We start from the raw sequence: 25,212 nt of genomic DNA on the forward strand, positions 1-25,212 counted from the left end.
ACCATGGACAAGCTCACCCTCTACATCGCCAACAAGAACTATTCGTCCTGGTCCTTCCGGCCATGGCTGGCGATGCAGGGGTGCGGCGTGCCTTTCGAGGAAGTGCTCGTTCCCTTCGATTTTCCGGCAGGCAATCCGCGCTTCCGCGAGATCTCCCCGACGGCGCGGGTTCCGGTGCTGCACCACGGGAGCCTCAGGGTCTGGGAATCGCTGGCCATCATCGAATACGTCGCCGAATTGTTTCCGCAAGCGGGTCTCTGGCCGGCGGACCCAGCTCTCAGGGCGCAGGCGCGGTCGATCTCCATGGAGATGATCTCCGGCTTTCGGGGTCTGCGCAACGCCTGCCCGATGAACTTCCGCCGGCCCAGGCGCCGGTTGCTCGATCAGCCCCATGACGTGGCAGTCGACGTGGCGCGGATCGAAACGATCTGGCGCGAGATGCGGGCGCTGTCGGGCGGGCCGTTCCTGTTTGGCGCCTTTTCGGCCGCCGATGCGATGTTCGCGCCGGTCGTCAATCGCTTCGAAGCCTATGACCTGGTTGTCGCTGAAGATACATTGAGCTATATGGCGGTCATGAAAGCCCATCCGGCCTGGCAGAAGTGGCAGACGGCGGCGCTGGAAGAAACCTGGATCGTCGCTGAAGACGAGGCTTGATGCCTGAATCAGCCGTTGCCGCAAAAAATGCGGCTAGGGACTGGTCAAAGGCCCAACCCCGATGTATAAGCGCGCCAAAATTCCGAAATCGATTGCATGTCGTTTCGGCCGCCTGGCTGGCCGTTGTCATGTCTATCCCGCACAGTGGAGTATGAGAAAATGGCTGTACCGAAGAGAAAAACAAGCCCGTCCAAGCGCGGCATGCGCCGTTCGGCTGATGCGCTCAAGACTTCGACATACGTCGAAGACAAGAACTCCGGCGAACTGCGCCGCCCGCATCACATCGACCTGAAGACCGGCATGTACCGCGGCCGCCAGGTTCTGACTCCAAAAGAATCCGCATAATTTCTTGCGGTTGCAATATCGGTATTGAGGCTGGCCTTTGGCCGGCCTTTTTGCTTTTCTCGCCCAGGTTTAAAAGCGATGCGACTTGCGCTATGGCTGTGCGGCCGTTCGTCCACGATGGAGTTAGTCGATCATGATTGCCGCTTTCCCGCTGATGGTTATCCCGTTCGTGCTCTACAATCTCGCCATGGTCGGGCTGATGGGCGGTGGCGGCATTGCGGCTCTCGGCAACGACCTAATCATGTTGTCGATGCTGTCGGGAGCAACCTGGAAGATGGCGCTCGGCGATCTTTTCATCGTCATCGCGCTGGCGCTGCTGTTCTTCGAGATCCTTAAATCCACCCGCAATGTCGGCTCGCTCGCCAATCACATGCTGTCGATGCTGGTTTTCATCGCTTTCCTGGTGGAATTCCTGCTGGTGCGCGACGCGGCGACGCAGATATTTTTCATCCTGATGACCACCGCCTTTATCGACGTTATCGGCGGCTTTGCCGTCTCGATCCGCACGGCCGGCCGGGATGTCTCCATCGGCCTTTGACGATGACCGCAGCCTTGGCTGCGGCCCTTGGGCAATTGCTTCAGTCGTCTCTCACAAGCTGTCGAGCTTTGCCTGCAGCGCCTTCATCTGCTCCTTCAACTCGTCGATGTCACGGGCTTCGGCCTTGCGGGTTTCCTTCGGCGGTGACTTCATGAAGGGCGCAAACATCTCCATGGCCTGCTGAAACATGTCCGTGTTGCGGCGCACCTGTTCCTCGACCATCTTGATCGGCAGCGAGAAATTCTTGGCGAGCGGCGTTTCGCCAAAAGCGCTGCTCATCTGCTCGCGCATCTGGACTTGCTGCTCAGTAAAGGACTTCATCGAATGCTCGAGAAAGCTCGGCACGACCATCTGCATCTGATCGCCGTAAAAGCCGATCAGCTGTCGCAGGAATGAAATCGGCATCAGGGTATTATTGGTCTTCGATTCCTGCTCGAAGATGATCTGCGTCAATACCGCATGCGTGATGTCATCGCCGCTCTTGGCATCCTGAACTGTAAACTCCTCCCCCCGTTTCACCATCTCCGCCAGGTCTTCCAGTGTCACGTAGGTGCTGGTTCCTGTGTTGTAGAGGCGGCGATTGGCGTATTTCTTTATTACGACCTGGCCCTCGTTTTTTGCCATTATCAGTCTCCTAACCCCGTCTGATTGTATGGATACTCCTCCACCAAAGAGTGTAGACGGAAAGGAAGGCCGGTGACAATCAGTTTGTGCGCTGCGGCAATCCCTTTCCGCAGGTTGGTTTTTCGGTCCATCAGCATGTCGAAACAAAACATGCAGGGTTGAAATCTTCGTGTTTGACTCGGGAGCCCGCCTTTGACAGTTTTCGCCGGCCGAGCCAGCTCTCGAGGAGGATTTTCATGAGCCAACCATCCATCGTCATCGCCAGTGCCGCGCGCACCGCAGTGGGCGCCTTTAACGGGGCTTTTGCAGCGATCCCGGCCCACGAACTGGGAGCAACGGCGATCCGGGGGGCTCTGGAGCGCGCCGGCATCGAGGCTGCCGAGGTGGACGAGGTTATCCTCGGCCAGGTGCTGCAGGCAGCGCAGGGCCAGAACCCGGCGCGCCAGGCTGCGATGAAGGCGGGCGTGCCGCAGGAGGCGACGGCCTGGAGCGTGAACCAGCTTTGCGGCTCGGGCCTGCGGGCCGTGGCGCTTGGCATGCAGCAGATTGCGCTTGGCGATGCGAAAATTATCGTGGCCGGCGGCCAGGAGTCCATGTCGATGGCGCCGCACGCGGCCCACCTGCGCGCGGGCACCAAGATGGGCGACATGACCATGGTCGATACGATGATCAAGGATGGCCTGACCGACGCATTCTACGGCTATCACATGGGTATCACCGCCGAAAACGTCGCCAAGCAGTTTGAGCTGTCCCGCGATGACCAGGATACCTTTGCCGTCGCTTCCCAGAACAAGGCCGAGGCAGCCCAGCAGGCCGGACGTTTCAGGGATGAGATCGTGGCCTTCACAATCGCCGGCCGTAAGGGCGACGTGACCGTCGATAGCGACGAGTACATCCGCCACGGATCGACGCTGGAGGGCATGGCGCGGCTCCGTCCTGTGTTCGACAAAGAGGGGACGGTTACCGCCGGCAACGCATCCGGGCTAAACGACGGTGCTGCCGCAACGGTGCTGATGAGCGAGGGGGAAGCCGAACGTCGTGGAATCCGTCCACTGGGCCGGATCGTTTCCTGGGCAACCGCGGGCGTGGATCCGCAAATCATGGGCACCGGCCCCATTCCGGCCTCGCGGAAGGCGCTGGAAAAAGCTGGCTGGACGGTTGGCGACCTCGACCTCGTGGAGGCCAACGAGGCCTTCGCGGCACAGGCCTGCGCGATCAGCCGCGAACTGGGCTTCGATCCCGCCATCGTCAATGTCAACGGCGGGGCGATTGCCATCGGTCACCCGATTGGCGCATCGGGCGCCCGTATTCTGACCACTTTGTTGTTCGAGATGAAGCGGCGCGGTGCACGTAAGGGTCTTGCGACCCTGTGTATTGGCGGCGGCATGGGGGTAGCCATGTGTATCGAGGCGTTTTAAACAGTCTGCCATGGGGTCTGCGGGCTGCGTGGTAGGCAGCGGCACTGGGGAACGGACTATGAGCAGAGTAGCACTCATCACCGGGGGCACCCGCGGCATCGGCGCCGCCATTTCCATGGCGTTGCACAATGCCGGCTATCGGGTCGTCGCGACCTATGCCGGCAACGATGAAAGAGCCGAAGCCTTTAACAGCGTGACGGGCATTGCCGTCTATCGCTGGGACGTCACGGACTACGAGGCTTGCGGCAAGGGCATTGCCCAGGTCGAGGCTGACGTCGGCCCGGTGGAGATCCTGGTCAACAACGCCGGCATCACCCGCGATGCGATGTTCCACAAGATGACGCCGCAGCAGTGGCATGAGGTGGTGAATACGAACCTGAACGGTCTTTTCAACATGACGCACCATGTGTGGGCGGGCATGCGGGAGAGAAATTTTGGGCGGGTCGTCAATATCTCGTCGATCAATGGCCAGAAAGGCCAGATGGGCCAAGCCAACTATTCGGCCGCAAAGGCGGGGGATATCGGCTTTACCAAGGCGCTGGCGCAAGAAGGCGCTGCCAAGAACATTACCGTCAATGCGATCTGCCCTGGCTATATCGGCACGGAGATGGTGCTGTCGGTGCCGGAAAAGGTAATGAACGGTTATATCCTGCCGCAAATTCCGGTTGGCAGGCTGGGGGAGCCGGAAGAAGTTGCCCGTTGCGTCGTATTCCTCGTTGCCGATGACGCCGGGTTCATCACCGGCTCCACGATCACGGCAAATGGCGGCCAGCTTTTCGTCTGACGGATTTATCTTCGTCTATGAAGTGGCGAGCTAGCGGCGTGCATTCCGCGGGCGCGAGCGAACAGGCACGAGCACCCGGCTTTGCTCCTTGCGCTGGGCCGCCCGCACGGCAACGGTCGAGGTAACGGCAGCGGCAGCGATGACACCCAAAGCAGCGATATATGTGACGAGTTCAACCATGGAAAAGTCGATCCTTTCGGCGAGCACCCGGTAGCCCGGCTCAAACAATATTGCTCGCGTTCCATCAATATCGGTACAGCAACACCGAATTGAAAGGGGTTGAAGTTCACGTCATCGTCAACAGTGTGTTGACGGCATGAAAAAGGGCGCCGAAGCGCCCAATTCCAACTTCATGCCGAAGCTTAGCGGCAACGTGCTTCGTAGCGCTGGCCATAACGGTCGCGATAGATGCAGTAGCCACGACGTTCCGAGTGGCCGATCAGGTTACCGACGAGGCCGCCTGCAACGGCGCCGACAGCAGCACCGCCCCAGCTATTGGTGACGGCACCACCGATGACGGCACCGGTGCCTGCACCAATGGCTGTGCCGCGCTCTTCCGGCGTGCACGATGCGAGTGTGCCGATGAGTGCAACTGCGATAATCAGTTTTTTCATGTCTTGCTCCCTAGATAATAGACCATATTGGTCTAGCACAAATTACGAATTAAATCCGCCCCATCAGGACGAGCACCAGAATGATGACGACGATGAGACCAAGGCCACCAGAAGGACCATAACCCCAGCTGCTGCTGTAGCCCCAGTTTGGCAGTGCGCCCACCAGGAGCAATACGAGTACGACGAGCAGTATCGTGCCGAGCATGGTCAGTTCCCTTCACTTCGAAAGCATTTGTTTGCTGATGCCATAAACGCGGCTCACATAAAGTTGTTCCCGCCAACTATCTCGATTATTTGGGACAATGGCTTATTGGGGAGATTTTATAGCCGGCTCAGCGGTTTTTCATGGCTGGATGCTGCTCTCGCCCTGAAGATGCTGTCACGTCGGCGCCGACGACGATTCATCATCTGGTGCTTTTGGCCGGCGTAGTGACGATATCTAGGCGTGAACGGATCATGAATCCGGGCGAGTCAGCGATTCGTAGCCTCTTTGTTCCGGGGGCGTTCCAAACCGCTCCCGCAGGTCGTCCGAGGCCACTTTGCTTCCCGTCTGTGGCAAATGACCAGTATTATCCGGGTGTCTAAAAAATTGTTTTGCCTTCCGGGCCTTGCCTTTGCCACCTAGGCTGGTCATCTGTGGGGAAGCTTACAACAAGCGTTCCTGACCCTGAAGGCTGCTGCGCCTCATCTTCGCATGGACCAATGACCCTGACTTCGCAGCCCATGATTTTGAGCGGTCGCGGTGTAACCGCGGTGCTCGGACCGACAAATACCGGCAAGACCCATTACGCCATCGAGCGCATGGTCGCGCACGGCAATGGCATGATCGGCCTTCCGCTGCGGCTTCTGGCGCGCGAGGTCTACACGCGGCTTGTCGAGAAAGTCGGTATCAAGAACGTTGCGCTGTTTACCGGCGAAGAAAAGATCGCCCCGCCTAACGCCTGTTACTCCGTCTGCACTGTCGAGGCGATGCCGCGCGAGACGCGGGCCTCTTTCGTTGCCATCGACGAGGTGCAACTCGCCGGCGATCTCGAGCGCGGTCATATCTTCACTGATCGTATCCTGCATCTGCGCGGCCGCGACGAGACATTGCTTCTCGGCGCGGGCACCATGCGGCCGATCCTGGAGCATCTGTTGCCGGGAATTACCGTTGTCGAGCGGCCAAGGCTTTCCCATCTTGCCTATGCCGGCCAGAAGAAGATTACCCGGCTGCCGCAGCGTAGCGCCATCGTCGCGTTTTCAGCGGATGAGGTCTACGCCATTGCCGAACTGATCCGTCGCCAGCGCGGCGGGGCGGCCGTGGTCCTCGGTGCCCTAAGCCCACGCACGCGCAATGCCCAGGTCGAGCTTTACCAGAACGGCGATGTCGAATACCTCGTCGCTACCGATGCCATCGGCATGGGCCTCAATCTTGATGTCGATCACGTCGCGTTTGCCCAGGACAGGAAATTCGATGGCTACCAGTTCCGTCATCTCAATCCTGGTGAACTCGGGCAGATTGCCGGCCGTGCCGGTCGCCATCTGCGCGACGGGACGTTCGGTGTTACCGGCCAGGTCGATCCCTTCGATGCCGATCTCGTTCGCCGCATCGAGAGCCACCAGTTCGACAACGTCAAAGTGTTGCAATGGCGCACGAAGGATCTCGACTTTTCCTCCGTCGCCGCGCTGAAGCTCAGCCTCGATGCGCCGCCGCGCATCCATGGGCTGACACGTTCGTTGCCTTCCGTCGACCAGCAGGCTTTGGAGCAACTGACCGGTTATCCGGAGGTTGCGCGCCTCGCCGTCGGCCGGGCGAATGTAGAAAAATTATGGGAAGCCTGTGCATTGCCGGATTATCGGCGTATCACACCGGCCCAACATGCCGATTTGATTTCGTCCCTGTTTTCCGATCTCGTGCAACATGGCACGGTGAACGAGGATTTCATGGCCGAGCAAGTCCGGCGCGCCGACCGGACCGATGGCGAGATAGACACGCTTTCGGCGCGAATCGCGCAGATAAGAACTTGGACCTATGTTTCGAATCGGCCCGGTTGGCTTGCCGATCCGACACACTGGCAAGAAAAGACGCGGGAAATCGAAGATCGATTGTCCGACGCGTTACATGAAAGGTTGACGAACCGCTTTGTTGATCGCAGGACATCTGTGCTCATGAAGCGCCTGAGAGAGAATGCAATGCTGGAAGCTGAAATCAGTGTAAATGGAGATGTCTTCGTCGAAGGGCATCATGTCGGGCAGTTGACCGGGTTCCGGTTCTCTCCTATCGGCGGGACTGACGGTCCCGACGCCAAAGCCGTGCAGAACGCGTCGCTCAAAGCGCTGGGTCTGGAATTCGAGGCGCGCGCTGCCCGCATTCATGCGGCAGGCAACGGCGATCTGGCGATCGGCTCCGATGGTTCGGTGCGCTGGCTCGGCGACCCCGTGGCGCGGCTTACCGGCAGCGACCATATCATGCGCCCACGCGTCATCCTGCTTGCCGACGAGCAGCTGACCGGCCATGCGCGCGAACATGTTGCCGCCCGCATCGAGCGCTTCGTCAATCATCACATTTCGACGGTGCTGAAGCCGCTCGACGACCTCTCTCGCGCTGAAGACCTGCAAGGCCTTGCCAAGGGTCTGGCTTTCCAGGTCGTCGAGAACCTCGGCGTGCTGTCCCGCCGCGATGTCACGGAAGAAGTGAAGTCGCTGGACCAGGATGCGCGCGCCTCGATGCGCCGCTATGGCATCCGCTTCGGCGCCTATCATATTTTCGTTCCAGCATTGCTGAAGCCGGCTCCGGCTGAGCTCATCACCCTGCTCTGGGCGCTGAAAAACGACGGCATCGACAAGCCGGGCTATGGCGATCTCATCCCGGTCCTGGCTGCCGGCCGCACATCCGTGGTCACGGATTCGACCTATGAGCGCACCTTCTACAAGCTCGCCGGCTTCCGTTTCCTTGGCAAGCGTGCCGTGCGCATCGACATTCTCGAGCGCCTTGCCGATCTTATCCGGCCGCTGCTGCAGTGGAAGCCCGGCCAGCCTTCCCGTCCGGACGGTGCCTATGATGGCCGGCGCTTCACAACGACGACGGCGATGCTGTCCATTCTTGGTGCTACGCTCGACGATATGGAAGAGATCCTGAAGGGCCTCGGCTATCGCGCCGATGCCGTGCCGGCCGAAGAAGCTGCAATTCACCTCAGCAAGCAGGACGCTACGCCAGTCGCTGCGACAAACGTATTGGCACCAGTCGACGGATCCTCTACGCCGCACCCAGAGACAGCTGAAGCCGAAGCTGCCGTGGCGACCCAGTCAGAGGCCGTCGCGGAAACAGTCGCGGAAGTGTCCGCAGCGGTTTCGGAAGATGCTCCTGTTGCCGAGCCGGAAGCCGCCAAAGACGTTGCGCCTGAAAGCGCAGCAGAGGCTGCCGTTACCGATGTGGCTCCGTCAAAAGCTGCGGCCGAAGGCGCTCCAGTCGACGCGGTCGCTGCCGAGCCGCCGAAGCCGGTATTGCTGTGGCGGCTGGGTGGCCGCAACGACAACCAGCGTCCGGCTCCGCGCCAGGGCGAGCGCCGTGGTCAACAGGGTCCACGCGCTGGCCAGGATCAGGCCAATGCGCAGCCAAACACCAATCGTCGCCCATCCGGCGACCAGCCGCAGGGCGAAGGCAATCGCGAAGCACGCGACAATCGCGGCGGGCCGCGCGGTGGCAAGGACGGCGGCGGCGGTCGTCCGCCGCAGCAGCAGGGCAAGCGTCCCGATCATCGCGGCGGCGAGCGCAATGAGCGCAATGACCGTGGTGGAGAGCGCAACGATCGAAACAATCGCCCGGCGGCTCAGCCGACACGCTTCGAGGCGAAGCCACCTCGCAAGGAAAAGCCGATGGATCCGGATTCGCCCTTCGCAAAGCTGGCCGCGCTCAAGGAGCAGATGAAGAAGTAAGCCATGGTGGACGAAAGACAGGTCTCAAGCGGTTCGCGACAGCGCATCGACAAGTGGCTGTTTTTCGCCCGCATGATAAAATCCCGCTCGCTGGCGCAGACCTACGTGCTTAAGGGCAACGTACGGATCAATGGCGAGCGCATCATCCAGCCGAGCCATGGCGTCAGGCCCGGCGACAAGATCGAACTGTCGCTGGAACGACGGGACATAGTTCTCGTTGTCAGACTGCCCGGGGAGAGGCGAGGTCCTTTCGAGGAAGCCAAGCTGCTGTATGAGGACATCACGCCGCCACCGGATGAAACGAAGAAGCTGACCCTGTTCGAACAAGCGCTGCGCGACCCCGGCGCCGGGCGCCCGACGAAGCGCCAGCGCCGCGAGATCGACCGGCTGATGGCGGACGACGAATAGAATACGATGCCGGCAGGCTTGAGATTTAGAGACTGTTTAATCTTGAAATCTGCCGACAAAGCCGATACCTGACGAGCAACCCGCTGAGACAGCCGGTTTACTTGCCTCCGGGACGAGGCAGGTTGCCGGTACCCGATGGAAAGGCGCGACGTTCCAGGTCGTGCGTCCCCGGAAAACTTGAAAAATCCTGGAGTTCATCATGACCTACGTCGTGACCGACAATTGCGTACGTTGCAAATACACCGATTGCGTTGAAGTCTGCCCGGTAGACTGCTTTTACGAGGGCGAGAATTTCCTGGTCATCCATCCCGACGAGTGCATCGATTGCGGCGTCTGCGAACCGGAATGTCCGGCTGAAGCCATTAAGCCCGATACCGAGCCGGGCCTCGACAAGTGGCTGAAAATCAATGCCGATTACGCGACCCAGTGGCCAAACATCACGGTCAAGCGGGAGCCGATGGCCGAAGCAAAGCAGATGGATGGCGAGACCGGCAAGTTCGAGAAATACTTCTCTGCCAACCCCGGTTCTGGCGACTGATCCCTGCCTTCAAATGAACGTTGCGCCGAATCATGGCGCGCGTTCGAATTGGCGTGCAAATACGGCACTGCAAAGCAAATTATTGATTTCCTCAGATTTTTGTGCTAGGGTCGCTCTACTGATCCATTGAGGCATCTTGATGCTTCTTTTCACCACGAAAGCAAACAAACAATCCCGCACGCGGTTTCCTTGACATATCAACATTATGAGTTGTCGGGTCAAGGATCGCGATGAATGGATTGTTTTTCTGCGCCTTTGGTGGACCAGCATGTAGTCACCCCGACGGTTATCCGTCTCATCCGGGCCTGACTGACCCGGCCTCGGCGCTCGCCGGGTGCATAACAGGGAGTTTTTGATAAGAATGACGACCCAACAGAAGAAACCTTCAGTGCGCCACGGCTTCAAAACCGGCGAATCGATCGTTTATCCCGCCCACGGTGTGGGTACGATCACCGCGATTGAAGATCAAGAAGTGGCTGGCATGACGCTTGAACTTTTCGTGATTGATTTCGAAAAGGACAAGATGCGTTTGAAGGTTCCGGTGGCGAAAGCCATGAGTATCGGCATGCGCAAGCTGTCGGAAAGCGATTTCGTCGAACGTGCCTTGAAGGTCGTGCAGGGTAAAGCCCGCGTCAAGCGTACCATGTGGTCGCGTCGGGCGCAGGAATATGATGCGAAGATCAATTCCGGCGACCTGATCTCGATTGCTGAAGTCGTCCGCGATCTTTATCGCGCCGAGAACCAGCCGGAGCAGTCCTACTCCGAGCGCCAGCTTTACGAAGCAGCTCTGGACCGGATGGCTCGCGAAATTGCTGCCGTCAACCGCCTGTCGGAAACGGAAGCCGTTCGTGTCGTCGAGACCAACCTCAACAAGGGACCGAAGCGAGGCAAGGTTCTGGAAGAGGAAGAGTCGCAAGACGAAGCGGCGTAATGATATAGGCAGCATTCTTCAAAAACCCGGCCCTTGTGCCGGGTTTTTCTTTGGAACTTTTATTTTTTCATTGCGTTAATCGCATGTAATTCCGGCAGAGGACCTGCCGCGTCCACCAACTTGGGGCCGGATCATGCATTCAATTCCAAGACTTTATGTCTCTCAGACAGTACATAGTCCACCGCACCGATCCGACAAGCCCTGACGAAAACACATTGAAGATCAGGGGCCGATTTAAAACCCCTATCGCCGACACCAAAGGTCATCTGCGCAGCGTCTGCGCGGACTAGGCACTGCTTTTTCTGCTTCCGGCGCGACGCCGACATTAGGGAGAATGATATGACGACCATGTCTGCAGATCGACGCATGATCAAAGTCGCAATGGCGGCTCCCTATCTCGAGCGAAGCGAAGAGCACGATCTTGCACTTCGCTGGAAGGAAAATGATGACCGCGGCGCCCGCAACAAGATTGCGACTGCCCATATGCGCCTTGTCATCTCCATGGCCGGCAAGTTCCGCAACTTCGGCCTGCCGATGAGCGACCTCGTTCAAGAAGGTTACGTGGGCCTGCTGGAAGCCGCTGCCCGCTTCGAGCCTGAGCGGGAAGTGCGCTTCTCGACCTATGCAAGCTGGTGGATCCGCGCTTCTATCCAAGACTACATCCTGCGCAACTGGTCGATCGTTCGCGGCGGCACGAGTTCGGCCCAGAAAGCGCTGTTCTTCAACCTCCGTCGGCTGCGCGCCAAGCTCGCCAAGGGCGATACGCAGCTGACTGTCCAGTCCATCCATCAGGAAATTGCTGCTGCTCTCGGCGTCAGTCTGAACGATGTGCAGGTGATGGATGCCCGTCTCTCCGGCAACGATGCCTCTCTGCAGGCCCCGTCGATCTCCGGCGATGCCGATAGTGCCGAGCGGATGGATTTTCTGGTCAGTAACGAGCCGCTGCCGGACGAGCAGGTGACATCGATGATCGACGGCGAGCGCCGGCGCAAATGGCTTGCCGCAGCCCTCACCCATCTGAACGAACGCGAGATGAAGATCATCAGTGCCCGTCGCCTGGCTGAGGATGGTGCAACTCTCGAAGAACTCGGTGCCGATCTCGGCATTTCCAAAGAGCGTGTTCGCCAGATCGAAAGCCGCGCCATCGAAAAGCTTCGCAGCGCGCTGGTTGTTGCCGATCCGCACATGGCGGCATTTGCGTAAGGCAGAAGGTCTCAGATTTGGAAGATACTTGCGTCTCTCGCGATAGCTTCTGCACATAACAGAAACGCGATCCGATACGCTGCCTGCTTTCAGCGTATCGCACCGCCATTTACGCGGACGCGTTTCAGGTGAGTGGATGCCCCAATTTCTTTAACTGATTAAGTCAGTCGCTCTGCACCAAATCCATCTTTTGATTTGCAACCACATAGGCGCGGGACTGCACAATGGCTCCCATGAGCGCCGTTGACATGCCGACCCCAACGCCCTCGCCAAAATCCGCAATCTTGCTGCAGTAAAATTCAGACTCTGGGCGATGTACCGGCTATTGCGTTGCTGCGCCGATACTGAGGGGCGCGCTTACCCCGCAGGCTTGTGAACTCACTCGCTGGTTGACGACGTCTATATCACCAAATTCCGGCCCTCACTTATCCTCGATATAATTTTCTACATTAGCGGAACAAGATGTCGACACTTGCGTTTTGCGCCCTGTAAAGTCAACGAAATGAGGCGTCTCATGAGCAGCACCACAGACAAGGCATCCGGTCTCGCAAACGAAGCGATCGGCAACATCAAGCAGGGCGTCGGCAAGCTGGTTGGCAAAGAAAAGCTTCAGGCTGAAGGCAAGCTGCAGGAGATCAAGGGTGAAGGCCAGCAGGCCGCCGGCGAAGCAAAGGCCGCTGTTAAGGACGGTGCTCAAAAGGCATCAGACTATCTCGACAAGAAGCTCTGATTATCCAGTCTGCGGGCTCTGAACTCAGCCTAAACGCGGTTACTGCGCCTTTTATAAATGGCCATTCGCGCGTCAACAAAGACAAGCTCGAGGAGCCCGCAAGACGATAGTCCGAACTTCGACGCGCCCTGCCACCCGACCCCGGATCACGGTGGAAGCTGGCAGGAGCGCGTCAAATCCCCACAGTCACAAGAATTGCCTCCGAGGTCAAAAAGGGTACAACCGCCCTCGGATGCGGGTCTTTCTCAATCAACTTTCGAACATCAGGACTCGACCCATGACAGACCCCGTTGGCATCAACCGCCGCGCCGAACTCGCCTACGCTGCAGACCCGAGCGACTCTGCCCTTTTCAACAAGATTTCCTGGGGAGCGATTTTCGCAGGCGTCGCCGTAGCGCTTGCCGTCCAGTTCCTTCTCAACCTCCTCGGTGTCGGCATCGGTGCTGCCGTCGTTGACCCTGCCAAATACGACAATCCTTCCGCGAGCTCCTTTTCCATCGGCGGTGGCATCTGGTTCGTCGTTGCGGGGCTCATCGCGGCATTCGTGGGTGCTTATGTCGCCGGGCGCCTGTCCGGTCGGCCAAGCAAGTCGACGGGCTCCTTCCATGGCCTGACAACATGGGCTGTAACCACGCTGGTCATCCTGTACCTGCTTACGACATCGATCGGTGCCGTGGTCGGCGGCGCATTCAGCGGTCTCGGCAGCATGCTGGGCGGCGTTGGACAAACAGCAAGCACAGCCGTCTCGGCTGCCGCTCCAATGACTGCAAACGCCAACAACCCGATGGCAGACATCGAGAAGCAGATCCGCAACGCCAGCGGCGGCAACGATCCTGAAGCCCTTCGCGCGGCTGCTGTCAGCGCCGTACAGGCAGTGATCACCGGCGACCAGGCAAAGGCTGACGATGCCCGCAACCGTGCTGCAGATGCGATTGCAAAGGCTCAGAACATCCCTGTCGATCAGGCTAAGGCGCAGGTTGCCCAGTACGAAGCAACGTATCGCACGAACATGGAAGCAGCCAAGCAGAAGGCTATCGACGCCGCGCAGACAGCTACCAAGGTTGTGTCCAGCGGCGCCATCCTTGCCTTCATCGCCCTGCTGCTCGGTGCGGTCGCCTCGTGGTTCGGCGGTTCGGTCGGCACTCGGGCAATTCCGGTCGCTACCGTCGCAGTCAACAGCGGCGTCTGATATTTAGGCTCTTCGGCGATATGAATACCAAAGCGTTCCCCATTGCCCCGACGGCAATGGGGAACGCTGCGTTTCGGGCACTGCTTGAAAGGCAACTCACCCTTCATCGGGCATCGCAACGTTTTTTTTGGCGGTTGGATGTCCAGGCCGCTGACGGTCTACGACCTGAACAGCTGCAATATGGCATTGGGCATCACGCTAATCTTACCCCCACCTTCGGCAACGACTGCCATGCCGAGGCTATGCCCCGATCTGATAACGGGCGCCACGATCTTGTGGCTCCCGGCATCGACGTCCATCGTCTTTACGAAACTGGCATCGATCTTCAGCTTGTCGACGGCAAAGCGTCGAGACGGGTGAGGCTGGAGAAGCCGGTTCCGAAGTCATCGAGGGCAATCCCGAAGCCTGCACTCTTGAACTGCCGGATACTATCCAAAGCGAGTTCCTGATCTTCGATCAGGACGCTTTCGGTAATTTCGATATGCGCACGATGAAAGGGGAAACCGCACCGCGCGATGGTGGAGGAAATTTCATCGAACAAGCGAGGATCATGCACGTGCAAGATGCGTTCGGGCGCGGCAGCGACGCTATTCGGCGATGATCTTGACGCGGTCGCCGGGAGAGACGGAGGAGCCTGTCTGGAGCGCATTGATCAGCTTGAAGAGGTCAAGCTTGCGGTCGGTCCCCATCATGCGCGAGGCGAGCGTCGTGATGTTGTCGCCCGGCTGGACGGTGAGGACGCGGACACGCAGCGGTTTCAGCGATGCGGCTTCTGCCGGCGTGATGTGGCGGAAGCTGGCGCGAAGGACATCGGCCGTCTGCTCCAGTGCTGCGCTGCCCTTGGGCACTGCGGTCAGGAAGCGGAATATCTGCGACTTGTCGCGAATGACGGTCACGTCGAAATCCCAGCGGTCGGCCGATGCCCGTGCCGTTGCCGCTTCCATTCCGTTGACGACCATCGGCTTGATGGTTGCCGGATCGAGGCCGGTGACCCAGCCGCTCGAGATATAGTTTGTCAGCGACTGGTTCTGTGTGTCGGCGACGCCGTCGAAGCGGACGGCTATGTCGCCGGGGCCGGTCGCCAGCACTGCCTCGACCTTGTTGTCGATGCGGAATTCCGGCGGCACCTCGAAGCGGATTCCGAGGCCGCCGTGCAGGAACACCTGGCCCCTGACATAGCCCTCCTCCGGGCTGTCGCCATAGAGCAGCCCGTCGATACCGTTGAGATAATAGTCGCGGCCGGTGTCGCCGACCTTGCCCTGCTCGCCGAATTCACGGGCATGTTCGCGCGCCAGATCGATGCGCTGCGGCGTGCTTGGATGGCTCGATAGGAAGTCGAGGCTCTGGTCGGCGTCGGAGTTTGCCGACTGGTAGCGACTGTAGGCTTCCATCGAATCCAGGAAGCGGGCGGCGGCGTAGGGGTCGTATCCGGCCTGGCCGAGCGTGCGAATACCGATCTCGTCGGCCTGCAGTTCCTGCTGGCGCGAGAATGCAGCCAGACGCAGCTTGCCGCGCGCCAATGCCTGCTTGCCGGCGATGTCGCTGGAAAGAACCTCGCCGACGACGCGGCTGGCGATGACCTCGGCCTCTTCGCGCTTCTGCCGCTCGATGCCGTGGTTGGCGGTCACGTGGGCCATCTCGTGGGCAAGCACGGCCGCCACTTCAGAAGCATCGTTTGCGAGCGCCAGCAGGCCACGGGTGACGTATAGGTAGCCGCCCGGTAGGGCGAAGGCGTTAATAGCCGGCGAGTTCAGAATGGTGATGCGGTAGGATTGTAGCGGATTTTCCGAGACGCTGGTGAGGGCGCCGGCAATGCGGGCCACAAGCCGCTCGGTCTTTGCATCCTTGTATTCGCCGCCATAGCTGGCAACGATGCGGGGATGCTCGCGTGCGCCCATCTGGGCGCGGGGATCGTTCTTCTGGACTTCCGAGACGATCTGCGGATTGGCCGATGGCGAGACGTTTGGCTGGTACGTCTGGTCCATCAGCGACTGGCAGCTATTCAGCACTGTCGCTGCTGCCAGCAGCAGGACGTAGCGCCGGCACGACGTAGCAGCGCCGCGCAGCCTGGAAGGGCGCAAGCGTGTCCTCGTTCGTTCCATGCGCTCGGGCTGCTTCAGGACTTCAGTTCCGCTTGTCGTGTCTTAATGTCGGCAGGTCGCAAGATCGCGCTGATCGTCGTCCTACATGCTCGAGGTTTAGATCCATCCGCGCTTTCGCGCCGCATTTGTCGATGGTCTGCTCCCACTGCTCTAACTGATTTAGGCCTTAGTTGCATAGCGAGACTCTGCTTAATTGTGGCGTCGTTGCATTTTGGCAAGCATCGGTTCGAGATTACATTGTCGTGCAACACCGAAATTGCGGCAAAAGTCGTGCCGCGGCGCGGTCATGACCTCAAATCTGCAAAAAGCGCTGCAAAGCGGGCAGGCCGAGTGCCTCGAGAAAGCCATCTATCGGGGCTGCCAGGCGGATTTCGCCGGCATCGATGAACACCGCATGGTCGGCAAGCTGACGCACTTCGCGCGGATCGTGGGAGACGATCAACACCGTGTTGCCGGTCTCGCGGTGCAACTCCCTGAGCAGGTCGGCCATGCCGGCGCGAAGGCTGGGGTCTAGGGATGCAAAAGGTTCGTCCAGCAGCAGGATCGGCCGGTCGCGGATCAGCGCCCGAGCAAAGGCTGCGCGCTGCCGTTCGCCGCCGGACAGAGTGCCCGGCATCCGCTTTTCGAAGCCCTTGAGACTGACGCGTGCGAGAGCATCCGAGATCCGCCGGCGATCGTCGGCGCTGAGCCGCAGCGATGGGCTCAGCCCAAGACCGATATTAGTGAAGAGGTCGAGATGGGCAAATAGGTTGTTATCCTGGAACACCAGCGACACGGGCCGCTCGGCCGGGCTCATCATAGTGACATCGGTGCCGTTCAGCATGATACGGCCGCTATCCGGCGTCTCGAAGCCGGCCAGCAGATTGAGAAAGGTCGATTTGCCAGCGCCCGACGGGCCGGTGACGGCAATGATCTTGCCGGCGGGAAGGGTGCAGTCGAAGCGGAAATCGTGGCCGCCCAGCCGCAACCGCACGTCCGACAGGACAAGATCGGAAAGAGAGTTCACAGCCTGCCGCCTTTCTCGGCCCTGGATGCCTGGCCTGCGGTTCCAGCCACCGTCAATGCGAGGCAAAGCAGGCCCAGCAGCAGCGCATAGCCATCTGCGTCGTTGGTACGATAGCTGCCGAGCCGGCTATAGACCAGCCATGGCAGGGTGACGATATTGCCGGAGCCGAACAGCGCTACCGCTCCGAGGTCGCCAAGCGACAGCGCCATGGCGAAGGACAGCGCCGTAAACAGCGGCTTGCGCAGCCCGGGCCAGTCTACGTGGCGCAAGCGGGAAAAGCCCGTGAGACCGAGACTTGCTGCCAGCCGACCGGTGCGGGCCGTGTGAATGGCAAAGGCCGGTTCGACGACGCGGATGACGAAGGGTAGCGCCATCAGCATGTTGATGCAGACGATGAGGATGGCCGCAAACCGCGTCGGATCTCCGAAGGGACGCAGCGCCATGAACCATCCGGTCGCCAGCACGATCGGCGGCGCCAAGAGGACAAGCGATGAGGCGGCACCGAGCGTCGCCGAAAAGGCGCGGAGGCCTGTCGTGCCTTTTCGCACCGACGAGATGGCATAGCGGGCTCGCACGATTGCCAGCGAGAGGATGACTGCGAGCAGGCCGGCGGAAAGCGCGATGGCAAGGCTGGTCAGCAGCGCCTGCAGGAAGACCGGCTGGCTGGCGAGCCTGCCGAGGTTGGCCTCCATGCCGGCCACTGCGACGGACACCAGCGGCAGGCCGATGAACAGCGCAACAGTCGCGATGACCGCGCCGTCGGACAGTCGTGCCAGACGCTGCCGCCCGTCGAGGCGGCGTGGCGCCCTGCCGGTTGCGGGGCCCGGATCGTCCGGCGCCGGCAGCAGCGCCATCACGGCAAGCACGGCGCCGGTCATCGCAACCTGCAGCAAGGCCAATGCAACGGCACGGCCGGGGTCGAAGTCGAACCGCAGCGCCTGATAGATGGCAACTTCGATTGTCGTGGCCGCCGGCCCGCCGCCGAGCATCAGGACCAGGGTAAAGCTGGTGGCGCAGAGCATGAAGATGAGGCCAGCGATACCCGGAATGAGCGCCCGTAGCACAGGCCACTCGATGAAGCGGAATACGGCGCCCGGACGCATGCCAAGGCCGGATGCCATCAACCAGTATTCCGGCGGCACGCGCTCGAGGCCCGGCAGCATCAGCCTGACGGCGAGCGGCAGGTTGAAAAACACATGGGCTATGAGAATGCCGGAAAGCCCATAAATGCTGACCGGCTGTGTGAGGCCAAGCGTCTGCAGGGCGCCGTTGAGGATGCCCTGTCGGCCCCAGATGCCAAGAAGCCCCATGGCGCCGATCAGCACCGGCAGCCCCATCGGCACCGCCATCAGGCGGATCAGCCAGAGGCGGCCGGGAAAATGCCGTTGCCGGGCAAGGGCACGCGCCACGGGGATGGCAAGCGCTACCGCCAACACCGTCGAGAGCGTCGCCTGCAGCAAGGTGAAGCGCAGGACCCGCAGGATATAGGAATCGAGCAGAGGAGCGTTACCTTGCGTCTCGATGCCGGCGGCGAGCAGCGCGCCGACAGCAAGGCCGACAAACAGCAGGATGCCGGCGAGGCTGATAGCCCCGCCGGTCAGTGCCTTTGCGCGCTCGGATGTCGTCAGCATAGGGCTCGATCAGTTGCCGCTGGTGGCGGCCAGCCATTCGTCGATCCAGGCCTTGCGGTTCTTGTCGACTTCGGCCGGGCTCATCAGGAACGTCTTGGTGGGTACGACGAGCTTGCCGAAAGCGTCCGGCAGCGGCGCCGAGGTGGCGGCGCCCGGCATCATCCAGTTGTTGGTCGGGATAATGTCCTGAAAACCGGGTGTGATCATGAATTTCAGGAAGTCGCGGGCCAGATCCTTGTTAGCCGAGGTTTTCGTCATACCAGCGACCTCGATCTGGATGTAGTGGCCTTCCGAGAACGATGCCGCCTGGTAGCGGTCGGTCTTGTCGGCGATCATGTGGTAGGCGGGAGACGTCGTGTAGGAGAGCACCATCGGTGCCTCGCCCTTCGTGAACAGGTCATAGGCTTCCGACCAGCCGGGCGTGACGGTCAGGATGCGGCCCTTGAGCTTTTTCCAGGCTTCCGCCGACTTGTCGCCATAGACCGACTTGACCCAAAGCAGCAGGCCCAGGCCCGGTGTCGAGGTGCGCGGATCCTCGATGACGATCTTTTGCGACGGGTCTCCCTCGACCAGTTCCTTCATGCTTTTGGGCGGGTTCTTGATGGCTTGCGTGTCGTAGACCACTGCGAAGTGACCGTAATCGTAGGGAACGAAGACGTCGTCCTTGAAGTCGCCCGGCAACTTCACGGCCGTCGTATCGATCCCGGCAGGCTCGAACAGGCCGGTATCCCTGGCTTCGTCGACGAGATTGGTGTCGAGACCAAGAACCACGTCCGCCTTGGTGTCCTTGCCCTCGAGTTTCAGGCGCGACAGGAGCGCGACGCCGTCGGTGACGGCGACATAGTTGACGGTGCAGCCGCAGGTCTTTTCGAACGCCGCCTTGACCTTGGGGCCGGGGCCCCAGTCGGCGGTGAAACTCTCGTAGGTATAGACGGTCAGTGTCTTGTCTGCTGCCTGGCTGGCATGAGCGGTCAGAAGTGTCGTGCCGGCCGCCAGAACAAGGCCAGCCATAAATGTCGTCAGAGATCGGGTGGGCATCGAAGCGCCTCCTCCTTGGTTCGCGTTAAAACGGAGAATAGGCGCTGTTGATTTCGCGCGTCTAATCCCTCCGCCGGTGTTAACCGGATCAGGTTCCGCGGGTTGGCCGGTGAAAGCCTCTCAGCCAGATGTCCGGATGGACACAAGGCACCCCGTTAGAGCGAGGAAAGATGTAGCGGCGGGAGGGGTGGATGGCAAGGGCCCCCGACACGCGCGAAGCCCAGCTTTATCAGTCCGCGACGTGGGCTGCAGCCGCAGGGTCGATCGTCTTGGCAATGGTTGCGCCCGGTAGCTGGACGTTCTTAAGGCAAAGTGCGGTGACCAGGCCGACAAGGCAGATGCCCGACGCCGTCAGGAACAGCGGGTTGAAGGCGGCGGCATAGGCTTCGGCCACGGCTTCGCGCGTGGCAGCCGGCAAGGCCGCCATCATCTTCGGTGTGACTTCCTCGATATTGCTGACGCCGGGGATCGACAGGCCGACATGCAGCAGGCGGGAGCCGATGATGGCGCCGTAGATGGAGATGGCGATCGAGGCGCCCCCCATGCGCGAGAGCGTGACGGCGCCGGTGGCTGCTCCGATATCGCGGCTGGAGGCTGCATTCTGGATGCCGATGACCGGGACCTGCTGGGCAAGCCCGATGCCGATGCCATGAAGCAGCATCAGGCCGCCGATCAGGTAAACCGGCGTGCCCGCGTGGACTTGCGACAGGGCCGCAAAGGCAATCATGCTGCAGGCCGCACTGCCGATGGCGAAGGGCTTGTAGCGGCCGGTGGCCGAGATAAGCCGTCCCGCCGATAGCGAGCCACAGACGATGCCGCCGGTCAGGAGAATGAACAACAGGCCGGCAACCGAGGGCGAAAGGCCAGTGGTCGTCTGCAGGAACAGCGCGAAATAGTTGACCATGCCTATGGCGATGGCGCCGCTGGTGAGCGAGGTGATCAGCAACAGCCCGAAGGTCGGATTGCGGAACAACTGCATCGGCACGATCGGCTCCGGGGCGCGGCGCTCGATGAAGATCCAGGACATGGCGCAGACGATGCCGAATGCGATAATAGCGAGAACTGCCGGGGACAGCAGCGATCCGAACAGCTGGGTACCGTCAGCGGCAAGCACGATGCAGGTGGTCGTCATCGCCAGGACGATGGCGCCGGCATAGTCGATCTGCGGCTTGCGGGCGGGTTTCCGGTAGGGGAGCATGGTGACGAGGCCGGCAAGGACGATGAAGCCGATCGGTATGTTGACGAGAAAGATCGAGCGCCAGCCGAACAGGTCGCTCATCGTGCCGCCGAGCACCGGGCCGATGGCGCCTGATGCCATCAGGACCAGGCTGGAATAGCTCTGGTAGCGGGCTCTCTCCCGAGGCTCGAACAGGTCGGCGTTGATCGAGAAGATCGATACGAGGATACCGCCGCCGCCGAGCCCCTGCAGAACGCGGGCGGCAATCAGAGTGTTCATGGATACGGCAAGACCGCAGATGGCGGAGCCAACGGTGAAGATGGCAATCGCGGTGATCATCACGTATTTGCGGCCGAAAAGGTCGCCCAGCTTGCCGTAGACCGGCATGACGGCGCTCAGCGAAAGGAGATAGGCAGAGCCGATCCAGCCGAAACGCTCGAGATGGCCGAATTCGCCGACGATGGTCGGGAGTGCCGTCGAGACGATCTGGTTGTCGAGCATCGCCATGAACATGGCAACCATCAGGAACAGGTAAAGTATCAGCCGGCGACGGGGATCCGCCACAAGGGGCGCAGACGGCAGGTGCATATCCATGGGGCTTCCTATCCAGAATGGCCGTTATATGTGCTGATAGCATATATCTGTCAAGCGCATTTGAATGCATTCTGCATATTCAACTTTTCGCGATGATCTGTTACCGTGGCGGAATGACAGTAACCTTGAAGACAGACGAGCCGGTTTCGATGGATGCGCAGGAGGCGTATATCCAGCACATCGGACAGGTGATGACGCGGATGCGGCTGATGACCGGACGCCGGATGATCAGCCGGCTGGCGATCCAGAACGTGGCACCGGACCTCGAGCTCTCGCATCTCGACGTGCTCGATGCCATCAGACGGGCCGAGGCGGGGGGCGAGGTGACAGTCGGGGCGGTGGCCGAGATCTTGCGGATCGATCCGTCGCGGGCCAGCCGCATCGTTGCCGAGATGGTGACGCGTGGCGTCCTGCGCCGCAAGGCGTCGCAGGCGGACGCAAGGCGCATCGTCGTGGTGATGAGCGCGCTCGGCCAGCGGCTTCTTGCAGAGGTGCAGGCACAGAAGCGGGCGCTCATCGGGGATATCGTTGCCGATTGGTCCGAGGACGACATGCAGACCTTTTCGCGGCTTTTCGATCAGTTCATCGGTGGCTTCGAGGATGCGTTTCGGGCGCGCTACCGGGATTCGGATCCCTAAAGGCGCCGATTTGACGGATGACAGGCTGTCGCTCTTCCCTATCGACCGGTCTTTGCGCTATGGGCTTGGCCCATGAGTTCATCCACCTTCACGATCCTGCTTGGCGGGGCGCTGCATCTGACGGAGCGGCTTCAGGCGGCAGTCGCCGGCAGTCGCTTCATCGCCGCCGATGGCGGAATGCGCCATGCGCAGGCGCTCGGTGTGGTGCCGGAACTGTGGGTCGGCGATTTCGATTCGAGCCCGGCTGACCTCGGCGAGGCCTTTCCGGATGTGCCGCGGCAGCCTTATCCTGCCGCCAAGGCCCAGACGGATGGCGAGATTGCCATCGAGGAGGCAATCCGTCGCGGTGCCCGTCGCCTGGTGCTTGCCGGCGCGCTCGGTGGCGAGCGGTCCGACCATGCGCTGGCCTTGCTTCTCTACGGCGTCAGCCTGGCGGAGCAGGGGTTCTCGATGCTGTTGACCTCCGGCGAGGAGGAGGCCGTGCCGCTGATCGCCGGCGCCATGGAGATAGACCTTCCCGCCGGTAGCCTGTTTTCCGTTTCCGGTTTCAGCGCGCTCGATGGCCTGTCGATTGACAATGCCCGCTATCCGCTTGCCGGTTTCCATTTGCCGTTCGGTGCCTCCCGCACCATTTCAAACGTTGCGCAGGGTATCGTGCGCTTTTCCCTTTCGAGCGGCAGGGCCATCGTCCTTGCCCGCCCCTATGACCTTTCCGGAGTCTGACCCTTGGCCCCCCCTATTCTGAAACTCGACGACATCTTTCTCTCCTTCGGCGGCGCTCCGCTTCTGGCTGGTGCCAATTTCCAGGTGGAGCCCGGCGACAAGATTTCGCTGGTCGGTCGCAACGGCTCCGGCAAGTCGACGCTGTTGAAGATCGCCGCCGGCATGGTTGAGGCGCAATCCGGCGAAATCTTCCGCCATCCTTCGTCAACGATCCGCTATCTCGAACAGGCGCCCGATTTCGGCGACCACAAGACTGTTCTCGCCTATGCCGAGGCCGGGCTGACACCGGGCGACGATCCCTATCGCCTCACCTACCTGCTCTCGCACCTGGGATTGACCGGTGATGAGGATCCGCAGAGCCTTTCGGGCGGCGAAGCCCGCCGGGCCGCACTCGCCCGCGTGCTGGCGCCGGAACCGGACATCCTGCTCCTCGACGAGCCCACCAACCATCTCGACCTGCCGACCATCGAGTGGCTGGAAGGCGAGTTGCAGAAGACCCGCAGCGCCATCGTCGTGATCTCGCATGACCGTCGCTTTCTCGAGAAGGTCTCGACAGCCACCGTCTGGCTCGACCGCGGTACTTCGCGTCGTCTCGACAAGGGTTTTGGTTTCTTCGAGGCCTGGCGTGACACGGTGCTCGAGCAGGAAGAGCTTGAGCAGCACAAGCTCGGCAAGCAGATCGAGCGCGAAGAGCACTGGCTGCGCTACGGCGTCACCGCGCGTCGCAAGCGCAACATGCGCCGCCTCGGCGATCTGCAGACGATGCGCGCCGACTATCGCGGCCACAAGGGTCCGCAGGGCTCGGTCAACGCCAACATTTCCGACGTGCAGGAATCCGGCAAGCTGGTGATCGAGGCGGAACTGATCACCAAGGCCTATGGCGAGCGGACGATCGTCGCGCCGTTCTCGATCCGCGTCCATCGTGGCGATTGCATCGGCCTCGTCGGCCCCAACGGTGCCGGCAAGACAACGCTCCTGAAGATGTTGACGGGCCAGCTGAAGCCGGACAGCGGCAAGCTTAAGCTCGGCACCAATCTCGAAATCGCCACGCTTGACCAGAAACGCGAAGACCTCGATCCGGAAGAGACGCTGGCCCATTACCTGACCGACGGGCGTGGCGAAAGCCTGATCGTCAATGGCGAGCAGCGCCACGTCACGGGCTACATGAAGGACTTCCTGTTCGCGCCGGAACAGGTACGCACGCCGATCCGCAAATTGTCGGGCGGCGAACGCGCTCGCCTGATGCTCGCCCGTATCCTGTCGCGGCCTACCAATCTCCTCATCCTCGACGAACCGACCAACGACCTCGACATCGAGACGCTCGATCTGCTGCAGGAAACCGTTGCCAGCTTTGCCGGCACCGTCATCCTCGTCAGCCATGACCGCGACTTCCTCGACCGTACCGTTACCTCGACCATCGCGCCGATGAATCCTGACGCGCCCGATGGCCGGTGGATCGAATATGCCGGCGGTTATTCCGACATGCTGATACAGCGCAAGGGCGTTGCCGACGAGCTTCGCAAGGCCGCAAAGGCCGAGAAAGCCCGGGGCGGTGGATCGAACGCCGGTAACCAGGGCGGCGTCAAGGGCAAGGCCAAGATGTCGTTCAAGCAGACCTATGCGCTTGAAAATATTCCGAAGGAAATCGCCAAGGCGGAGGCTGAAATTGCTGCCCGCGAACTGAAAATGTCTGACCCCAAGCTGTTTTCCAAGGATCCGGCAACGTTCAATGCTCTCGCAAAGGAAGTCGAGAAGCTGCGCGGCAAGGTGACGAAAATGGAAGAGGAGTGGCTGGAGCTCGAGACGATTCGCGAGCAGATGGGCTCCTGAGAACAGCAAAGGCGTCAATTTCATGGTCAAGAAACCGTAGCAGGAAAATTTCTTGTCTCCGCGTGGAACATTCGTCTGATCCGACCATTCAAGGGGGTACGTGGAGGCAGTGTGTATTGCTTTTGCAAGCCTCAGGTGCTGGCCTGATGCGCCCCACCTGGCTTCAAGGATATGACGATGGACAGGAAAGTGCTGATTGTCGAAGACGAGTTGCTGATCGCACTCGATCTCGAAGACATGGTGGAAAGCAATGGACTGCAGGTCGCAGCCATCGCCAACACGATGGCGCGGGCGCTGGCGGCGGCACCCCATGCTGATATCGCCCTCGTCGACGTCAATCTTTCCGACGGGCCAACCGGTCCGGCGATTGGCCGCATGCTGGCGGAGCAATTTGGCATAGCCGTCGTCTTCATGACGGCAAACCCCGAGGTCGTGTCGGGCGGGATTCAGGGAACCCTCGGTGTCCTGCGCAAGCCCGTGCAGCCTGGAATGGTGGCCCAAGCTCTGAAATACGCAATGGGACGGCTGACCGGCCAACTGGCCGCCGTTCCCCGTGACATGGAAGTCTTTGCCGCCTGAGCG

The 25,212-nt window shown here is 60.7% G+C and carries 26 protein-coding genes and 1 riboswitch; of the genes, 16 read left to right on the forward strand and 10 right to left on the reverse strand.

Features of this window, described 5'->3' with window-relative positions:
- Positions 1 to 3 precede the first annotated feature (3 nt).
- From EQW76_RS11850 to EQW76_RS11860, 3 genes are all read left to right on the forward strand, one after another.
- Positions 4 to 654, forward strand: coding sequence for a glutathione S-transferase family protein (locus tag EQW76_RS11850; RefSeq protein WP_142824599.1), 651 nt, complete (start codon positions 4 to 6; stop codon positions 652 to 654).
- A 159-nt stretch (positions 655 to 813) separates the two neighbouring features.
- A complete protein-coding gene (gene rpmF / locus EQW76_RS11855; RefSeq protein ID WP_111219506.1) occupies positions 814 to 999 on the forward strand; it encodes a 50S ribosomal protein L32 in 186 nt (61 codons plus the stop codon).
- A 133-nt stretch (positions 1,000 to 1,132) separates the two neighbouring features.
- Positions 1,133 to 1,537, forward strand: a complete 405-nt coding sequence (locus tag EQW76_RS11860; protein ID WP_142824600.1) for a hypothetical protein — start codon at positions 1,133 to 1,135, stop codon at positions 1,535 to 1,537.
- 51 nt (positions 1,538 to 1,588) lie between these two features.
- Here EQW76_RS11860 and phaR read toward each other — a convergent pair whose 3' ends face one another.
- Complete coding sequence (phaR, locus tag EQW76_RS11865) at positions 1,589 to 2,161, reverse strand: polyhydroxyalkanoate synthesis repressor PhaR (protein ID WP_111219510.1); 573 nt, start codon at positions 2,159 to 2,161, stop codon at positions 1,589 to 1,591.
- 236 nt (positions 2,162 to 2,397) lie between these two features.
- On the opposite strand from phaR, the gene EQW76_RS11870 reads away from it, so the two are divergent.
- Together EQW76_RS11870 and phbB are read left to right on the forward strand one after the other, a co-directional pair.
- The gene (locus EQW76_RS11870; RefSeq protein WP_142824601.1) at positions 2,398 to 3,579 is read left to right on the forward strand and encodes an acetyl-CoA C-acetyltransferase; all 1,182 of its coding nucleotides are present in this window, start codon (positions 2,398 to 2,400) and stop codon (positions 3,577 to 3,579) included.
- Between the two features lie 58 nt (positions 3,580 to 3,637).
- Positions 3,638 to 4,363: an acetoacetyl-CoA reductase gene (gene phbB / locus EQW76_RS11875; RefSeq protein ID WP_142824602.1), complete on the forward strand. Its 726-nt coding sequence runs from the start codon at positions 3,638 to 3,640 to the stop codon at positions 4,361 to 4,363.
- 30 nt (positions 4,364 to 4,393) lie between these two features.
- On the opposite strand, the gene EQW76_RS29035 is transcribed toward phbB, so the two are convergent.
- The 3 genes from EQW76_RS29035 to EQW76_RS11885 all read right to left on the reverse strand — a co-directional run bounded on the left by EQW76_RS29035 (position 4,394) and on the right by EQW76_RS11885 (position 5,182).
- Complete coding sequence (locus EQW76_RS29035; protein WP_153816473.1) at positions 4,394 to 4,543, reverse strand: hypothetical protein; 150 nt, start codon at positions 4,541 to 4,543, stop codon at positions 4,394 to 4,396.
- A gap of 182 nt (positions 4,544 to 4,725) precedes the next feature.
- Entirely contained in the window at positions 4,726 to 4,977 is a 252-nt protein-coding gene (locus EQW76_RS11880; protein ID WP_111219518.1) for a YMGG-like glycine zipper-containing protein, read from the reverse strand.
- A 49-nt stretch (positions 4,978 to 5,026) separates the two neighbouring features.
- Positions 5,027 to 5,182: a DUF3309 family protein gene (locus EQW76_RS11885; RefSeq protein ID WP_142824603.1), complete on the reverse strand. Its 156-nt coding sequence runs from the start codon at positions 5,180 to 5,182 to the stop codon at positions 5,027 to 5,029.
- Positions 5,183 to 5,679: 497 nt separating this feature from the next.
- On the opposite strand from EQW76_RS11885, the gene EQW76_RS11890 reads away from it, so the two are divergent.
- The 7 genes from EQW76_RS11890 (at position 5,680) to EQW76_RS11920 (ending at position 13,891) form a co-directional block, all read left to right on the forward strand.
- Entirely contained in the window at positions 5,680 to 8,892 is a 3,213-nt protein-coding gene (locus EQW76_RS11890) for a helicase-related protein (protein ID WP_142824604.1), read from the forward strand.
- Positions 8,893 to 8,895: 3 nt separating this feature from the next.
- A complete protein-coding gene (locus EQW76_RS11895) occupies positions 8,896 to 9,300 on the forward strand; it encodes an RNA-binding S4 domain-containing protein (protein WP_142824605.1) in 405 nt (134 codons plus the stop codon).
- Between the two features lie 199 nt (positions 9,301 to 9,499).
- Positions 9,500 to 9,838 (forward strand): ferredoxin FdxA, encoded by a 339-nt coding sequence (gene fdxA / locus EQW76_RS11900; protein WP_111219526.1) that lies wholly within the window; start codon positions 9,500 to 9,502, stop codon positions 9,836 to 9,838.
- Between the two features lie 361 nt (positions 9,839 to 10,199).
- Positions 10,200 to 10,769 (forward strand): CarD family transcriptional regulator, encoded by a 570-nt coding sequence (locus EQW76_RS11905; protein ID WP_111219528.1) that lies wholly within the window; start codon positions 10,200 to 10,202, stop codon positions 10,767 to 10,769.
- A 339-nt stretch (positions 10,770 to 11,108) separates the two neighbouring features.
- Positions 11,109 to 11,972, forward strand: coding sequence for an RNA polymerase factor sigma-32 (locus tag EQW76_RS11910; RefSeq protein ID WP_142824606.1), 864 nt, complete (start codon positions 11,109 to 11,111; stop codon positions 11,970 to 11,972).
- 514 nt (positions 11,973 to 12,486) lie between these two features.
- On the forward strand, positions 12,487 to 12,702 hold the full coding sequence (locus EQW76_RS11915; RefSeq protein ID WP_142824607.1) for a CsbD family protein: 216 nt from the start codon (positions 12,487 to 12,489) through the stop codon (positions 12,700 to 12,702).
- 277 nt (positions 12,703 to 12,979) lie between these two features.
- Entirely contained in the window at positions 12,980 to 13,891 is a 912-nt protein-coding gene (locus EQW76_RS11920; RefSeq protein WP_142824608.1) for a PhnA-like protein, read from the forward strand.
- 325 nt (positions 13,892 to 14,216) lie between these two features.
- On the opposite strand, the gene EQW76_RS11930 is transcribed toward EQW76_RS11920, so the two are convergent.
- The 6 genes from EQW76_RS11930 to EQW76_RS11955 form a co-directional block, all read right to left on the reverse strand.
- Positions 14,217 to 14,540, reverse strand: a complete 324-nt coding sequence (locus EQW76_RS11930) for an EAL domain-containing protein (protein WP_142824609.1) — start codon at positions 14,538 to 14,540, stop codon at positions 14,217 to 14,219.
- Positions 14,479 to 15,972: a M48 family metalloprotease gene (locus EQW76_RS11935; RefSeq protein ID WP_224127871.1), complete on the reverse strand. Its 1,494-nt coding sequence runs from the start codon at positions 15,970 to 15,972 to the stop codon at positions 14,479 to 14,481. The genes EQW76_RS11930 and EQW76_RS11935 overlap by 62 nt, the downstream gene beginning before the upstream one ends.
- A 313-nt stretch (positions 15,973 to 16,285) precedes the next feature.
- Positions 16,286 to 16,999, reverse strand: coding sequence for an ATP-binding cassette domain-containing protein (locus EQW76_RS11940; protein ID WP_142824611.1), 714 nt, complete (start codon positions 16,997 to 16,999; stop codon positions 16,286 to 16,288).
- Positions 16,996 to 18,630 (reverse strand): thiamine/thiamine pyrophosphate ABC transporter permease ThiP, encoded by a 1,635-nt coding sequence (gene thiP, locus EQW76_RS11945; protein WP_142824612.1) that lies wholly within the window; start codon positions 18,628 to 18,630, stop codon positions 16,996 to 16,998. The genes EQW76_RS11940 and thiP overlap by 4 nt, the downstream gene beginning before the upstream one ends.
- A 9-nt stretch (positions 18,631 to 18,639) precedes the next feature.
- Positions 18,640 to 19,668, reverse strand: coding sequence for a thiamine ABC transporter substrate binding subunit (thiB, locus tag EQW76_RS11950; protein ID WP_142824613.1), 1,029 nt, complete (start codon positions 19,666 to 19,668; stop codon positions 18,640 to 18,642).
- Positions 19,669 to 19,716: 48 nt separating this feature from the next.
- Positions 19,717 to 19,833: riboswitch (TPP riboswitch) on the reverse strand.
- 64 nt (positions 19,834 to 19,897) lie between these two features.
- Positions 19,898 to 21,439 carry an MDR family MFS transporter gene (locus EQW76_RS11955; protein ID WP_142824614.1) on the reverse strand — a complete coding sequence of 514 codons (1,542 nt, stop codon included), beginning with the start codon at positions 21,437 to 21,439 and terminating at the stop codon, positions 19,898 to 19,900.
- A gap of 149 nt (positions 21,440 to 21,588) precedes the next feature.
- On the opposite strand from EQW76_RS11955, the gene EQW76_RS11960 reads away from it, so the two are divergent.
- The 4 genes from EQW76_RS11960 to EQW76_RS11975 all read left to right on the forward strand — a co-directional run bounded on the left by EQW76_RS11960 (position 21,589) and on the right by EQW76_RS11975 (position 25,209).
- Positions 21,589 to 22,077 carry a MarR family winged helix-turn-helix transcriptional regulator gene (locus EQW76_RS11960; protein ID WP_224127919.1) on the forward strand — a complete coding sequence of 163 codons (489 nt, stop codon included), beginning with the start codon at positions 21,589 to 21,591 and terminating at the stop codon, positions 22,075 to 22,077.
- A 72-nt stretch (positions 22,078 to 22,149) separates the two neighbouring features.
- Positions 22,150 to 22,800, forward strand: coding sequence for a thiamine diphosphokinase (locus tag EQW76_RS11965; RefSeq protein ID WP_142824615.1), 651 nt, complete (start codon positions 22,150 to 22,152; stop codon positions 22,798 to 22,800).
- 3 nt (positions 22,801 to 22,803) lie between these two features.
- Positions 22,804 to 24,630, forward strand: a complete 1,827-nt coding sequence (locus tag EQW76_RS11970; RefSeq protein WP_142824616.1) for an ABC-F family ATP-binding cassette domain-containing protein — start codon at positions 22,804 to 22,806, stop codon at positions 24,628 to 24,630.
- Positions 24,631 to 24,807: 177 nt separating this feature from the next.
- Positions 24,808 to 25,209, forward strand: a complete 402-nt coding sequence (locus tag EQW76_RS11975) for a response regulator (protein WP_142824617.1) — start codon at positions 24,808 to 24,810, stop codon at positions 25,207 to 25,209.
- Positions 25,210 to 25,212: the final 3 nt, after the last annotated feature.

It is taken from the genome of Rhizobium sp. rho-13.1 (assembly GCF_007000305.1).
GTDB classification, from domain to species: Bacteria; Pseudomonadota; Alphaproteobacteria; order Rhizobiales; family Rhizobiaceae; genus Rhizobium; species Rhizobium rhododendri.